The 14,995-nt window shown below is 70.3% G+C and carries 14 protein-coding genes; 13 read left to right on the top strand and 1 reads right to left on the bottom strand.

Annotated elements, in window-relative coordinates:
- The first annotated feature begins 104 nt into the window (after positions 1-104).
- From ACTWQC_RS21915 to ACTWQC_RS21975, 13 genes are all read left to right on the top strand, one after another.
- Positions 105-1,364, top strand: a complete 1,260-nt coding sequence (locus ACTWQC_RS21915) for an MFS transporter (RefSeq protein WP_443317470.1) — start codon at positions 105-107, stop codon at positions 1,362-1,364.
- Between the two features lie 9 nt (positions 1,365-1,373).
- The gene (pafA, locus tag ACTWQC_RS21920; protein ID WP_443317471.1) at positions 1,374-2,735 is read left to right on the top strand and encodes a Pup--protein ligase; all 1,362 of its coding nucleotides are present in this window, start codon (positions 1,374-1,376) and stop codon (positions 2,733-2,735) included.
- Between the two features lie 134 nt (positions 2,736-2,869).
- Positions 2,870-3,853, top strand: coding sequence for an FKBP-type peptidyl-prolyl cis-trans isomerase (locus tag ACTWQC_RS21925; RefSeq protein ID WP_443317472.1), 984 nt, complete (start codon positions 2,870-2,872; stop codon positions 3,851-3,853).
- A gap of 66 nt (positions 3,854-3,919) precedes the next feature.
- On the top strand, positions 3,920-4,291 hold the full coding sequence (locus tag ACTWQC_RS21930) for an FKBP-type peptidyl-prolyl cis-trans isomerase (protein ID WP_443317473.1): 372 nt from the start codon (positions 3,920-3,922) through the stop codon (positions 4,289-4,291).
- A gap of 157 nt (positions 4,292-4,448) precedes the next feature.
- Entirely contained in the window at positions 4,449-5,426 is a 978-nt protein-coding gene (locus ACTWQC_RS21935; RefSeq protein ID WP_443317474.1) for a helix-turn-helix transcriptional regulator, read from the top strand.
- 16 nt (positions 5,427-5,442) lie between these two features.
- Positions 5,443-6,393, top strand: a complete 951-nt coding sequence (locus ACTWQC_RS21940) for a helix-turn-helix transcriptional regulator (protein ID WP_443317475.1) — start codon at positions 5,443-5,445, stop codon at positions 6,391-6,393.
- Positions 6,394-6,410: 17 nt separating this feature from the next.
- Positions 6,411-6,635: a hypothetical protein gene (locus ACTWQC_RS21945; RefSeq protein WP_443317476.1), complete on the top strand. Its 225-nt coding sequence runs from the start codon at positions 6,411-6,413 to the stop codon at positions 6,633-6,635.
- A 10-nt stretch (positions 6,636-6,645) separates the two neighbouring features.
- Complete coding sequence (locus ACTWQC_RS21950; protein WP_443317477.1) at positions 6,646-6,858, top strand: hypothetical protein; 213 nt, start codon at positions 6,646-6,648, stop codon at positions 6,856-6,858.
- Positions 6,859-7,102: 244 nt separating this feature from the next.
- The gene (tatA, locus tag ACTWQC_RS21955; protein ID WP_443317478.1) at positions 7,103-7,396 is read left to right on the top strand and encodes a Sec-independent protein translocase subunit TatA; all 294 of its coding nucleotides are present in this window, start codon (positions 7,103-7,105) and stop codon (positions 7,394-7,396) included.
- A 56-nt stretch (positions 7,397-7,452) separates the two neighbouring features.
- Positions 7,453-8,406: a twin-arginine translocase subunit TatC gene (tatC, locus tag ACTWQC_RS21960; protein ID WP_443317479.1), complete on the top strand. Its 954-nt coding sequence runs from the start codon at positions 7,453-7,455 to the stop codon at positions 8,404-8,406.
- An 88-nt stretch (positions 8,407-8,494) separates the two neighbouring features.
- Positions 8,495-11,326 (top strand): DEAD/DEAH box helicase, encoded by a 2,832-nt coding sequence (locus ACTWQC_RS21965; RefSeq protein WP_443317480.1) that lies wholly within the window; start codon positions 8,495-8,497, stop codon positions 11,324-11,326.
- 134 nt (positions 11,327-11,460) lie between these two features.
- On the top strand, positions 11,461-12,237 hold the full coding sequence (locus ACTWQC_RS21970; RefSeq protein WP_443317481.1) for a GntR family transcriptional regulator: 777 nt from the start codon (positions 11,461-11,463) through the stop codon (positions 12,235-12,237).
- 414 nt (positions 12,238-12,651) lie between these two features.
- Complete coding sequence (locus ACTWQC_RS21975) at positions 12,652-14,820, top strand: collagenase (RefSeq protein WP_443317482.1); 2,169 nt, start codon at positions 12,652-12,654, stop codon at positions 14,818-14,820.
- Here the strand turns inward: ACTWQC_RS21975 and ACTWQC_RS21980 are convergent.
- A partial coding sequence (locus tag ACTWQC_RS21980) for an integrase core domain-containing protein (RefSeq protein ID WP_443317488.1) occupies positions 14,817-14,995 on the bottom strand: 179 nt, incomplete at its 5' end. The genes ACTWQC_RS21975 and ACTWQC_RS21980 overlap by 4 nt on opposite strands.

Consider the following 14,995-nt stretch of genomic DNA (forward strand, 5'->3'; position numbering starts at 1 on the left):
CGCCGTAATGCGGTGGACTCGCAGTGACCGCCATGGTACGTATAACGGAGCTCGTTATACGTAAAACCTGGGTTCGCCAGGGAATCCGGGGAAAGGGGCAGCCGATGGCCTCCGGCTATGCGGAACTGCTGCCGGCGCGGCATGCGGCGCGGCTGCTGGCCGGGACCCTCGTCGGGCGGCTGCCGAACGCGACCGGCCATATCGCCATCGTGCTCTTCACCCGCGCCGAGGGCGGCAGTTACACGCTGGCCGGCGCGCTGGCGGCCGTCTACGGGCTGGCGACCGCCGTGGGGCAGCCGCTGCTGGGGCGGGCCGTGGACCTCCACGGCCAGCCGCGCGTCATGCTCCCCGCCGCCCTGCTGTCCGCGCTCGGCATGGCGCTGTTCGCCACCGTCGGCCTCGACCCGCTGCCCGCCGCGTACGCCGCGGTGCTGGCCGCGGGCTTCTTCACCCCGCCGCTGGAAGGCGGTCTGCGGGCCCTGTGGCCGGGCGTCCTGGGGCGCGAGGACCGCGTGCACACCGCGTACGCGCTCGACGCCGTGGCGCAGGAGGTGATGTTCACGGTCGGGCCGCTGCTCGTCACCCTGCTGGTCGCCGTCTGGTCCGAGGCCGCCGCGCTGCTGGTGATCAACGCGGTGGGCGTCCTGGGCGCGCTGTCCGTGGTCGTCTCGCCGCCGTCCAGGGCCTGGCGCTCCGAGCCGCGCGAGGCCCACTGGCTGGGCGCACTCCGCTCGCCCGGCCTGCTCGCGCTGCTCGGCGCGTTCTTCTTCGTCGGTCTCGCGCTCGGCTCGATCACCGTCGCCGCGCTCGCGTACTCCGACGACCACGGCAGCGACGCGGTGTACGGCGTGCTGATGGCGGCGCTCGGCTTCGGTGCGCTGGCCGGCGGCGTGGTGTACGGGGCGCGGCAGTGGCGCGGTGCTCCCGAGCGGCGGCTGCGGGTGCTCGTCGGTCTGCTCGCCCTCGGCTATCTGCCGCTCTCGCTGACCCCGGGGACGGGCGCTATGACGGCCCTGGCCGCGCTGTCCGGAGTGTTCCTGGCACCCGCCCTCGCCTGCGCGTTCGTCGTCGTCGACCGGCAGGCGCCGCGCGGCACCGTGACTGAGGCGTTCTCCTGGCTGGTGACGACCTTCACGGTCGGCGCCTCCGTCGGAACGGCCGCCGCGGGCCCCGCCGTCGAGCACAGCGGCACCGGCGCGGGCTTCGCCGTCGCGGGCGCCGGAGGGCTCGCCGGGCTGCTCGTCCTGCTCGCCACCCAGCGGGTCCTCGCAGCTCCCAGGCGTACAAGGGATGCTGAAGTGCAGGCAGAAAATGATCGAAACGCTGCTCCCGAACCCGGTTTCAGAGCAGGCCATCAGGCGTAATGTTCAGGCATGGACCGCCGCATTTTCGGGTTGGAGAACGAGTACGGCGTCACGTGCACGTTCAGGGGACAGCGCCGTCTGTCCCCTGACGAAGTGGCCCGCTACCTCTTCCGCCGAGTCGTTTCCTGGGGCCGCAGCAGCAATGTCTTTCTGCGCAACGGCGCCCGCCTCTACCTCGACGTTGGCTCGCACCCGGAATACGCAACGCCCGAGTGCGACAACGTGATCGAGCTGGTCACCCACGACAAGGCGGGTGAGCGCATCCTCGAAGGCCTGCTCGTCGACGCCGAACGCCGCCTGCACGAGGAGGGGATCGCGGGCGACGTCTACCTCTTCAAGAACAACACCGACTCGGCGGGCAATTCGTACGGCTGCCACGAGAACTACCTCGTGGCGCGGCACGGCGAGTTCTCCCGGCTCGCGGACATCCTCATCCCGTTCCTGGTCACCCGGCAGCTGCTGTGCGGCGCGGGCAAGGTGCTGCAGACCCCGCGCGGCGCCGTCTACTGCGTCAGCCAGCGCGCCGAGCACATCTGGGAGGGCGTCAGCTCCGCGACCACCCGCTCCCGGCCGATCATCAACACCCGCGACGAGCCGCACGCGGACGCCGAGCGCTACCGCAGGCTCCACGTCATCGTGGGCGACTCCAACATGTCCGAGACGACCATGCTGCTCAAGGTCGGGGCCACCGACCTCGTCCTGCGCATGATCGAGGCGGGCACCGTCATGCGGGACCTCACGCTGGAGAACCCCATCCGCGCGATCCGCGAGGTCAGCCACGACATAACGGGCCAGCGGAAGGTCCGCCTCGCCAGCGGGCGCGAGGCCTCCGCCCTCGAGGTGCAGCAGGAGTACTACGAGAAGGCCGTCGACTTCTGCGAGCGGCGCGGCATCGTCAGCGGCACGGTCGAGCGGGTCCTCGAGCTCTGGGGCCGCACGCTCGACGCCATCCGCACCCAGGAGCTGGACCGGATCGACACCGAGATCGACTGGGTGATGAAGTACAAGCTGCTCGAGCGCTACCGCGCCAAGAACAACATCACCATGTCCCACCCGCGGGTCGCCCAGATAGATCTCGCGTACCACGACATCCATCGCCGCCGCGGCCTGTACTACCTGCTGGAGAAGCGCGGCCAAGCGGCAAGGGTGTGCAACGACTTGAAGATTTTCGAGGGCAAGTCGGTGCCGCCGCAGACCACCAGGGCGCGGCTGCGGGGCGACTTCATCCGGCGTGCCCAGGAGCAGCGCCGCGACTTCACCGTCGACTGGGTGCACCTCAAGCTCAACGACCAGGCACAGCGCACCGTGCTGTGCAAGGACCCGTTCCGGTCGGTGGACGACCGCGTGGAGAAACTGATCGCCGGTATGTGAGGCGCATCACACTTGATGGCTGCGTGCCGGGTCCGCAAGGCCCGGCACGCAGCCATTCGGCTACCCGTGGCCATGCGGCGGCAGGTCGTACAGTGGCGGGACTGCCCGATGATCCCCCTAGCCGAGTTGGACTCATGAAGCACACGAGGAACATCCGCCGCGTTGCTGCGGCGCTGGCCGTACCCGCCCTGCTGTTCACCGCCGCCTGTGGGTCCGACGACGGTGGTTCGTCGGACGGCGCCGGAGTCGTGACGGTGGAAGGAAAGGCGGGGTCCAAGCCCGAGATCTCCGTGCCGAAGGGCGCCAAGGCGCCTGACAAGGTCGTGGTGGAGACCGTCAACGAGGGCTCGGGCGAGGAGGTGAAGAAGGGCGACCTGGTGCGCCTGGACTTCGCCGGCGAGACCATGAAGGGCGGGCAGAACCTCGGCAGCACCTGGGTCAAGCAGCCCGGGGCCGACCCGAAGGCGCCCCGTACGCAGGTGGTCCAGGAGATCGGCCAGCAGAGCCAGTCGCTGCCGGCCTCGGTGCTCAACGCCCTGGTCGGCAAGAAGGCGGGGAGCCGGGTCGAGGTCGAGGGCACCGCGAAGGCACTCATCGGCCAGCAGCTGAACCCGCAGTCAGGGATCAAGCCCAGGGACGGCCTGGTGTGGGTCGTCGACATCGCGGGCGTCAAGAAGATGGACAAGAAGGCCGAGGCCGAGGGCGAGCAGGCGGCCACGGAGTCCGGGCTGCCCACGGTGAAGGCCGAGTCGCAGAAGGCCGCCACCATCACCATCCCCAAGGGCCAGAAGGCCCCCAAGGGCCTCGAGCAGCAGGTTCTGATCAAGGGCAAGGGTCCGAAGGTCAAGGCCGGTGACGGCCTGATCGTCCAGTACACCGGCGTGAAGTGGGAGGACGGCAAGAAGTTCGACTCCTCCTGGGACCACGGCGGTGCCACCGCCTTCCAGATCGGCACCGGCTCGGTCGTCAAGGGCTGGGACCAGGCGCTGGTCGGCAAGAACGTCGGGGACCGGGTGCTGATGGTCATCCCGCCGAAGCTCGGCTACGGCGGCAGCCCGCAGAGCGAGCTCGCGAAGAACACCCTGGTCTTCTCGGTCGACATCGTCGGCACGGTGTGATCGACATGCTCGCCGTCTGCAAGACTGGCACCGATTCCGACAAGTTCCGCCTCTAGGAGCACCGCAGTGAGCATCGACAAGCCCGAGATCGACTTCCCGGGCGGCGAGCCCCCGGCCGACCTCGAGATCAAGGACATCTGGGAGGGCGAAGGGCCGGTCGCCAAGGCCGGGGACACCGTCTCCGTCCACTATGTCGGCGTGGCCTTCAGCTCCGGCGAGGAGTTCGACGCCAGCTGGAACCGCGGTACCCCGCTCCGCTTCCAGCTGGGTGTCGGCCAGGTCATCCCCGGCTGGGACCAGGGCGTGCAGGGGATGAAGGTCGGCGGCCGCCGCCAGCTGACCATTCCGCCGCACCTTGCGTACGGCGACCGGGGCGCCGGCGGCCGTATCAAGCCGGGCGAGACGCTGATCTTCGTCTGCGACCTCGTCTCGGTCTGACCCCGCCCGGCGGCCCGGACGCACCCGGGCCCCAGGAAACAATTCCGGCCAACTGCACGAGTGCCCATGCCCCTCGCGGCATGGGCACTCGGCTTTTGCCGCCGGTCCCGGGACCGGTACGGTCATCGGTGCGGAAGCACAACGAGAAAGGGCGTCGATGGCCATTGCCAAGGCCGAGCGGCTGATGAATCTCGCGCTGTGCCTGCTCGGGACCAGGCGTCCGCTCAGCAAGCGCGAGTTGCGCGGCTCGATCGAGGCCTACGTCGAGGCGTTCGGACCCGCGACCGCTGCGGCCAGGAGCGACGACGCCTTCAACCGCATGTTCGAGCGCGACAAGGACGACCTGCGCGAGCTCGGCCTCGTCATCGAGACCGTCGAGGGCCTCGACGGAGACACCGGCTACCTCGCCCGCCGCGACAGCAACCGCCTCCCGCCCGTCGCCCTCGACGCCGAAGAGGCCGCCGCGCTCGGCCTCGCCGCCAAGGTCTGGCAGCAGGCCAGGCTCGCCGGAGCCGCCAGCGGAGCCCTGCAGAAGCTGCGCGCCGCCGGCATGCCGCTCGCCGAGGACGCGTACGAGGGCCACAGCGCCCTCGAGCCCCGCATCCCGGCCCACGAGAGCTCCTTCGAACCGCTGATGCTCGCCTGCCGCGACCGCCGCCCCGTCACCTTCGCCTACCGCAAGGCCACCGCCGCCCGCCCCGAGACCCGGCACGTGGAGCCGTGGACCCTGGAGTGCTGGCGCGGCCACTGGTACCTGGCGGGCTGGGACCGCGACCGCCTCGCGGAGCGCGTATTCCGGCTCTCCCGGATCACCGGCCGGGTCCGCTCCCGGGCCGCCGCCTTCACCGCCCCGGTGCCCGACCACGTCACGGTCCGCGAGACCGTCGAGAGCTGGGCCGGCGAGACCGCCACCCGTACCGCCCGCATCCGGCTGCGCGCGGGATCCGGCTATCCGCTGCGGGCCAGGGCCCTGTCGACCCGGTCCGCCGGGGACGGCTGGGACGAGCTGGAGATCCCGTACGGGCACGGACTCGACGCCTGGCTGGTGGAGTTCGGGCCCGACGTGGTCGTACTGGAACCCGGCGAGCTGCGGGCCGATGTGGTGGACCGGCTGCGCGCCGTGGCCAAGGGCTGAGAGGATCCGGGATCCCATGGCGACGAACGCGATCGACCAGACCCGCCGGATGCTCTCCCTGGTGACGTACCTGCGCGAGCGCCCCGGCGCGCGCGTCGGCGACGTCGCCCGAGCCTTCGGCATCACCGAGGACGAGCTCATCGCCGACCTCGACGTCCTCCCCATGTGCGGTACGAGCTTCCGCGGCGGCGACCTGCTCGACATCGACACCGACGGCGACCGCATCTGGTGGCACAACCCCGACGACGTCGCCGAGCCGCTCCGGCTCGCCGCCGACGAGGCCACCGCCCTCCTGGTCGCCGCCCGCGCCGTCGCCACCCTCCCCGGGCTCCGCGAGGGCGACCGGCAGGCCCTGCTGCGCGCCACCGCCAAGCTGGAGGCGGCGGCAGGCGAGGCCGCCGGCGCCAGCTCCCGGCTCTCGGTCACCTTCGAATCCGAGGGCGGCGTCTTCGCCGACGTCGACCGGGCCATCTCCGAGCGGCGGCGGCTGTGGCTGCGCTACTACTCGCCCGCGCGCGACGAGCTCACCGAGCGCGAGGTCGACCCGATCCGGCTGTTCGCCGTCGGCCACACCTATATGGAGGCCTGGTGCCGGCTCTCGGAGGCGCGCCGGACCTTCCGGCTCGACCGGGTCGCCGAGATCAAGCTGCTCGACCAGCCCGCCGACCCGCCCCCGATCGAGCTGCGCGACCTGTCCGAGGGGCTGGTCCAGCCGGCCGCGGAGGACCCCGAGGTCGTCGTCGAGACCGGTCCCGCAGGCCGCTGGGTCGCCGAGTACTACCCGCACGACAGCGCCGAGGAACTGCCCGACGGCGGCCTGCGGATCACCCTCCGCACCCCCGACCCCACCTCGCTGCGCCGCCTTGCGCTGCGGCTCGGCCGGGACGGCCGCATCGTCTCCCCGCGGGACCTCGCGGACAGCGCACGGCAGGCGGCCTGCGACGCCCTCGCGGGCTACGGCGAGTGAAGGGACTGAAGCGACGCATGGTGCCCACCGCGGTGATCTTCAAAGCCGCCTGCCCGGACTGCCGGGGCCGGTTCGAGCTGGCCTCCGACGCCATCCGGCTGGCCATCGGCGCCAGCAGTCGCACCACGTTCTACACCTTCACCTGCCCCGACTGCGGGGCCGCGGTGCGCAAGCCCGCGGGCGACCGGATTGTGGAGCTGCTCACGGACGGCGGCGTCCGTACGCTCCGCCTTCACCACTAGGCTCACCCTCATGCTCTGGCCCATGCTCGCCATCGCCCTCGGCTTCTGCGGAATCGCTGTGCTCGGAGTCCTCGCGATCCGGGTCTTCGTCGAAGTGCGGCGCCTGGCACGGCAGGTGGCGGACAGTTCGCTGCGCATCACGCGTGCCGCCGAGGACCTGGAGCGGGCGGCGGTCCCGCTCGCGTCTGCGGCGTCGAACGCCGGGGAATCCGTCGGGAACTGACGCCTGGCGAACCGAGCGAATGGGGGCGGGGCCTGATGCGACCCTCCAGTCGTGCCGATCCGGACGGTACGCTGCGGTGAAGCGGCTCAAGGAGCGAGGCGTGGGCCGCAACCGGTCGTCCGCACGGGGATTGCCCAGCGTTCACCCCTGCGGGTTACGATCGCTGCCAGCACGGGCAGTCGGGCGCAAATCCGGCTGTTCGGGCGGCCCACCCCATGTCGCCTCGGTGAGAAGGTAAACGCTTATGTTCGGAAAGCTCGGCCCCACCGAGATCATTCTCATCCTCGTCGTCATCATCCTGCTCTTCGGCGCCAAGAAGCTTCCGGACATGGCCCGCTCCCTGGGCAAGTCGGCCCGCATCCTCAAGAGCGAGGCCAAGGCGATGAAGTCGGAGGGCAACCAGTCGGCCTCCGCTCCCGCAGACCCCCCGGCGGACCAGACGGCTCCGCCCGCGCCCCGTACGATCCAGGCGGCTCCCGGCGACGTGAGCAGCTCGCGCCCGGTGACCGAGCCCACCGACCGTACGACGCAGCGCTGACCCGAGCCGATCAGGGCGGACCGGGGCCGGCCCGCCGCACGAGATGAGGACGTGGGTTGCTCAAGTCTGCCCGCAAGAAGGAGAAGGACCCCGAGGGGCGGATGCCTCTCGTGGAGCACCTGCGCGAGCTGCGCAACCGGCTGGTGAAGTCGCTCCTCGCCATCGTGGTGGCCGCCGTCGTCGCCGCGTTCTTCTACGAGGCGATCATCAACTTCATCACCAAACCGGTGCTGGAGTCGGTGGGTTGCGAGCTGTCATTCGCCGAGCTGGCCGAAGCGCACAAGGGTACGACCTGCGCCCGCATCGTCATGATGGATCTGCTCGGGCCCTTCACGCTGGCGCTGAAGGTGTCGCTCATGGCGGGTGTGATCTTCGCCTCGCCGGTCTGGCTGTACCAGCTGTGGGCCTTCCTCGCACCCGGCCTGCACCGCCATGAGAAGAAGTACGCGCTGAGCTTCGTCGCGGCGGGCTTCCCGCTCTTCCTCATCGGCGGCTACTTCGCGTACCGGGTGCTGCCGACGACCGCGAAGGTCCTCATCGAGTTCACCCCCGTCGGGGTCGACAACCTGCTTCCCCTGGACAAGTTGCTCGACCTCGTCACGCGCATGGTCATCGTCTTCGGCCTCTCCTTCGAGCTGCCGCTGCTGCTGGTACTGCTCAACTTCGGCGGGGTCATCACGGGAAAGCGCATGCTCGGCTGGTGGCGCGCCATGGTGATGGGCATCACGGTCTTCTCGGCGGTCATCACGCCCAGCACCGACCCGCTGACGATGATCGCGCTCGCCGCCCCGATCGTCGTCCTCTACTTCGCGGCGGTCGGGATCTCACTCCTCAATGACCTCCGCGCGGCACGCATCGCTGCCGCGGGTCCCGCCGACGACGAGGCCTCCGAGCTGGACCTCACCCCCGAGGAGCTCGGCGAGATCGAGCCCGTGGCGGCGCCGCCCGCGCTGCCCGAGGCGAGCTCGGGCCAGGACGGCCGGCGCGAGGGGCTCGACGACGTCACCTGACGGGCGGGTCCGCGACCGGCCCGGGTCGGTCCTGGGCGCTTAATGATCGAGACCGCTGTCAGAGGCGGCCGGTAGGCTCGTAAGCACGATGACCGAGGACATGTCCCCTGCTGAGCGCTACGCCGCCGCTCGGACCCGCGCCGCCGAGCAGGACACGGCGCTCGCGCCGTTCCGCGAGATGTACGACTTCGATCTCGACCCCTTCCAGATCGAGGCGTGCCAGGCCCTGGAGGCCGGAAAAGGTGTGCTGGTCGCCGCGCCCACCGGCTCCGGCAAGACGATCGTCGGCGAGTTCGCCGTCCACTTGGCGCTCGCCCAGAACCGCAAGTGCTTCTACACCACGCCGATCAAGGCCCTGTCCAACCAGAAGTACAACGACCTGGTCAAGCGCTACGGGCCGCGCAAGGTCGGCCTGCTGACCGGCGACAACAGCGTCAACTCCGAGGCCCCGGTGATCGTCATGACCACCGAGGTGCTGCGGAACATGCTCTACGCCGGATCCCAGGCCCTGACCGGCCTCGGCTATGTGGTCATGGACGAGGTCCACTACCTCTCCGACCGCTTCCGCGGGGCCGTCTGGGAGGAGGTCATCATCCACCTCCCGGAGTCGGTCACCCTGGTCTCCCTGTCGGCCACGGTCTCCAACGCCGAGGAGTTCGGTGACTGGCTGGACACGGTCCGTGGCGACACCGAGGTGATCGTCTCCGAGCACCGCCCGGTCCCGCTGTGGCAGCACGTGCTCGCCGGCCGCCGGATGTACGACCTGTTCGAGGAGAAGGACGCCAGGGACGGGACCCCGGGCGGCGGCAGGCGCGAGGTCAACCCCGATCTCGTACGGCTCGCGCGGATGGAGAACAGCCGGCCCGCGGGCGGGCGGGACCGCCGCCGCGGCAGGAACAATCTGCGGGAGGCGGACCGCGAGCGCGAGCGCCGCCAGCGCAGCAGGATCTGGACGCCCAGCCGGGTCGAGGTGATCGACCGGCTCGACGCCGAGGGCCTGCTGCCCGCGATCACCTTCATCTTCAGCCGGGCGGGCTGCGAGGCGGCCGTACAGCAGTGCCTGCATGCGGGCCTGCGGCTGAACGGCACCGAGGAGCGGGCGAAGGTCCGGGCCCTGGTCGAGGAGCGCACGGCCGCGATTCCGGACGAAGACCTCCATGTGCTGGGCTACTTCGAGTGGCTCGAGGGCCTGGAGCGGGGCATCGCCGCGCACCACGCCGGCATGCTGCCGACGTTCAAGGAGATCGTCGAGGAGCTGTTCGTCCGGGGCCTGGTCAAGGCCGTCTTCGCCACCGAGACCCTGGCCCTGGGCATCAACATGCCCGCCCGCTCCGTGGTGTTGGAGAAGCTGGTCAAGTGGAACGGCGAGCAGCACGCCGACATCACGCCGGGCGAGTACACCCAGCTCACCGGGCGGGCCGGGCGGCGCGGCATCGACGTCGAGGGCCATGCGGTGGTGCTGTGGCAGCGCGCCATGGACCCGATCGCGCTGGGCGGCCTGGCCGGCACCCGCACGTACCCGCTCCGCTCCTCCTTCAAGCCGTCGTACAACATGGCGGTCAACCTGGTCTCGCAGTTCGGCCGGCACCGCTCCCGCGAGCTGCTGGAGACCTCCTTCGCGCAGTTCCAGGCCGACCGGTCGGTGGTCGGGATCTCCCGGCAGGTGCAGAAGAACGAGGAGGGCATGTCCGGCTACCGCGAGGCCATGACCTGCCACCTCGGGGACTTCGAGGAGTACGCGCGGCTGCGCCGCAAGCTCAAGGACCGCGAGACCGAACTCGCCAAGCAGGGCGCGGCGCAGCGGCGCGCGGCCGCCGCTGTCGCCCTGGAGAAGCTCAAGCCGGGCGATGTCATCCATGTCCCCACGGGCAAGTACGCGGGCCTGGCGCTGGTGCTCGACCCCGGGCTGCCCGCCGGCCGCGCCAACGGCCACCGCGGCTTCGAGTATCACGACGGCCCGCGGCCGCTCGTCCTCACCGCTGAGCGGCAGGTCAAGCGGCTCGCCGCCATCGACTTCCCGGTGCCCGTGGAGCCGCTCGAGCGGATGCGGGTCCCCAGGTCCTTCAATCCGCGCAGCCCGCAGTCCCGCCGCGACCTCGCCTCCGCGCTGCGCACCAAGGCCGGGCACATCGCGCCCGAGCGGCACCGCAAGCAGCGCTCGGCCGCGGCCGACGACCAGGAGATCTCGCGGCTGCGCTCGGAGATACGGGCGCACCCCTGCCACGGGTGCGACGAGCGCGAGGACCACGCCCGCTGGGCCGAGCGCCACCAGCGCCTGCAGCGCGACACCCGGCAGCTGGAACGGCGTATCGAGGGCCGTACGAACACCATCGCCCGCACCTTCGACCGGGTCTATGCGCTGCTCTCCGACCTCGGATACCTGCACGGCGACGAGGTCACCGAGGACGGGCGGCGGCTGGCCAGGCTCTACGGCGAGCTGGACCTGCTCGCCTCCGAGTGCCTGCGCGAGGGCGTCTGGGACGGGCTGAAGCCGGCCGAGCTGGCGGCGTGCGCGTCCGCGCTGGTCTACGAGGCCAGGGCCGCGGACGACGCGCTGCCGCCGAAGCTGCCGACCGGCAACGCCAAGCAGGCGCTCGGCGAAATGGTGCGGATCTGGGGCCGGTTGGACGCCAAGGAGGAGGAGCACCGCATCAGCGAGTCCGAGGGCGTAGGCCAGCGCGAGCCCGACCTCGGCTTCGCCTGGGCGGCTTACCGCTGGGCGTCCGGGCACGGGCTCGACGCGGTGCTGACCGAGGCCGACATGCCCGCGGGCGACTTCGTGCGCTGGTCCAAGCAGGTCATCGACGTCCTCGGGCAGATAGCGGAGGCCGCCCCGGAGGGCAGCCCGGTGCGCAGGAACGCGCGGCGGGCGGTCGACGGGCTGCTGCGCGGCGTGGTCGCCTACTCATCGGTGGGCTGAGGCCGGCCCCTTCCGGCCTCAGCCCACGGATACTTGACGGCAGGTCATGACCTGTCCGGACGGTTCCGTCGTCATCGCACCTCACCGCCCTGACCGCCCCGCCCTCACGCCCTCGACGCCCGAGGAGAAGCGCCATGGTCGCCGAGCACGGCTCCCACCTGAAGCTGCCCGCTGTGCCGGAGCGGCGCAACATCCGCGATCACGTGGCCCACGCTCTGCGGGCAGCTCTCATCGCGGGTGAACTCCGCCCCGGCGTCGTCTACTCCGCTCCGGCGCTGGCCGGGCAGTTCGGCGTCTCCCCGACCCCCGTCAGGGAGGCCATGCTCGACCTGGCCAAGGAGGGCCTGGTCGAGCCGGTTCGTAACAAGGGCTTCCGGATCACCGCGGTCTCGGAGCGCGACCTCGACGAGTACACCGAGATCCGCCGTCTCATAGAGGTGCCGCTGGTGGGGCGTATCACCCGCACAGCCGACCGCGGGGAGCTGGAGGCGTTACGTGCGATCGCCGCGCGGATCGTGGCCGCTGCCCGCGCGGGGGATCTCATCGGCTATCTGGAGCACGACCGCCGCTTTCACCTCTCGCTGCTGTCCCTGGCAGGGAACCAGCGGCTGGTGGAGGTGGTCGGCGATCTGCGCAAGCGCTCCCGGCTCTACGGCCTGACCAGCCTTGCGGAGAAGGGCGTTCTGGTCGCCTCGGCGGAGGAGCACGAGCAGCTCCTGGACCTGATGCTGGCGGGCGACGCGGAGGGCGCTGAGGACCGCATGCGCGACCATCTCGGTCACGTCCGTACGTTGTGGGCCGACCGGGAGATCGCCGCCGACGGTGCGAGCGAGGCCTCCGTCGGGCAGGCGGACGAAGCCGGACATGACGGCCATGCCCTCGGTAACTCTGAAGAGTCACAGGTCGATTGACGCTCCGTCTCGGAGCAGGACGGGACGGCATTTCGGGACTCTGGCCGGATTCTTCCTTTATCCGCACCAGTAAAATGTCACACCCTACCTCTCGACCGGCGGCTACCGCCGCTTCACCTCTCGAGAGGACTCCTCTCCATGTCCAGGCTCGGACGTCCCCACCGTCGAGCAATTCTGGCGGTCGCACCGTTAGTGGCCTTGTTAGTGGCGGCCTTCATGGTCGGCTTCACCGCTGCGCCGGCACCTGCCCAGGCAGCGGAAGGAGCGGGCCACGGCAACGCCCGCGATGCCGACTTCAGTGACTCCCGCGACTCCCGAGACTCCAGCGACTCCCGAAACTCCCGCGACGCCCGAAACTCCCGCACAGAGCACGTCGATCGGCGTGCCAAGGCACCCGCGGTCTCACCGTCCTCCGTGCCCGTCCCGCGTACATCTCAGGGCGCGCTGCTCACCGCGTCGCCTCAGGGCGTTGCCGCGAAGGTCGCGCAGCGTCCCACGCACGCCGGCCCCGCGGAAGGACACCGCGACCCGTCCGCCGCCCAGGTGCCCTGCACTCGCGCCGACGTAGCCAAACTGTCTCCACATCAGCTTGTCGACTTTCTCTCCGCACCCGAGATCACGGTCGAAAGCTGTCTCCGCGAACTGGTGTGGACCTACGACGCCGATCTGGCGCGGGTGCTGACCCCGGAGCACGCACAGGCCGTACTCGCCCGCATCACCGCCGTAGCGCCGGAGAACGACGGCAGCAACTCCGGCCATCTGTACGAGCTGTGGTGGTTCCTGCACGCCGCCGTCTACCACGACTGGTATCAGGACGAGATCGATCTCGGGGGCGCGCCCTTCCATACGGCAGTCAGCCGCGCGGCCGACGCCTTCACGGCCAACCCGCACGTCTTCGACGACTCGGCGCTCGCCGGCGGCACCATGCACGAGTTCCTGGTGGTGCTGGACACGGGCGGCGTCCGCGAACGCCACCTGGCACTGCTCGGGAAGCTGCTGCACAGCGTCGACGGCAGCACCGACCAGTGGAAGAGCGAAGTCCACCGCAACAATGCCCTGGACGCGCTCGCCATCAATTTCCGCGGACTGACCACCAGCGACGGCGGCTTCGAAGCAGCCGTCGTGGCCGACGCCGGCTATCGGGCCGCGCTCCGGGCGTTCGCCGACTCCACCCACCTGGCCGGCGAACACATCTGGCTGATCCGGGACGGCCTCGGCGAGTACGGCCGGCTGAGCACCCTCGAACCGTTGGAGCAGGCGGTCGTCAGCGATCTGCAACAGCTGTTCCCCGTCGCCGCCGAGCGCTACGGCAGGCTCTCCGCGCCATGGCTCTCCCTGGCCTCATGGCTGGAATTCCACCACCTGTGCGCACCTTTGCGTGCCTGCCGCTCGGACGTCGAGGCCGAGGTCTTCCCGCGACGCTACGGCTACGAGAACGGCGGCATCGAGGTGCGCACCTCGCTCGACAACGCCACCGTGGAGCAGCTGTACTACGCCTCGGCCCAGGTCAGGGCACAGTTCTTCCGCATCCTCGGCACCCGGGAGCCGCTGGCCCAGGACCCCAACACCAAGCTGAACATACGGCTCTACGCCTCCCGCGCCGACTACGAGAAGTTCCACCCCTACCTGTACGACATGGGGACGGACAACGGCGGCGTCTACATCGAGGACGGCGCGACCTTCTACACCTACCAGCGTCGCGTCCCGGAGGACTCCCGGCTCAGCCTCGAAGAGCTCTTCCGGCACGAGTACGTCCACTACCTCAACGGCCGCTGGGCGGTGCCCGGTTTCTTCGGCGAAGGACCGTGGTACGAAGGCGACCGCACCACCGCCTTCGACGAGGGGATGGCCGAGTACCTGGCCGGGTCGACCCGTGACGACGGCGTGAGACTGCGCAAGGACCTGATCGGCTCCATCATCCGGGACACGCAGAACGGCGGGCCGAGGATGACCGTCCGCGACCTGTTGCACGCCGCATACGCGGAGGACGGCTTCCGCTTCTACAGCTACGCGGGTTCCTTCTTCGCGATGCTCGGCCGCGACCGGCCAGAGCTGCTCGCCGAGATGTACGGTCACCTGCGCTCGGACGACGTGGCCGGCTTCGACGCCTTCCGCAACCGCCTCGGCGGCGACGCTCAGCTCCAAGTGGCGTACGACCGCTACCTGGACGAGCAGATCGCCGACCATGACGACCTGTTCGTGCCCGACACCGAGTACACCCCGCTGCAGCAGCTGTATGCCTCCCGGCCCAAGGAGGTCGAGAACAGCCTGCAGGACGCGACCGGGATGCAGCCGGCCTGCAAGCAGAGCGCGACCACGGACATCCCCCGCTTCGCCTGCACCGGCCGGATCACCGCCCGGCTCGACGACGGCGACTCGCCGGGACAGGTGAGCAAGGCCATGGCCGCCGCGGTCGACCTGTCCATCCTCGAGCGGGCCGAACCGGCGATGAACAACCTCGCCGATATGGTCTGCGACTACGCCAAGCCGACGGTCGGGCCGGACGGGACCGCGGCGACGGCCGACTACACCTGCAGCGGGCCGTTGCGTCCCCGGTCCCCAGTCCCGGTCCCCAGTCCCTAGCTGTGTTGTCCGGACAGGTTGGTGACGCGGTCGGCGGGGGTTTGGCCTGCGATGCCGGTGTGGGGTCGGTGGTAGTTGTACCAGTCCAGCCATGCGGGGAACGCGGCTTGTCGTTCTGCTTCTGAGTGGTAGGGGCGTTGGTAGGCCCATTCCTCGAGCAGGGTGCGGTGGAAGC

This window comes from Streptomyces sp. 8N616, from assembly GCF_052246385.1.
Classification (GTDB): Bacteria; Actinomycetota; Actinomycetes; order Streptomycetales; family Streptomycetaceae; genus Streptomyces.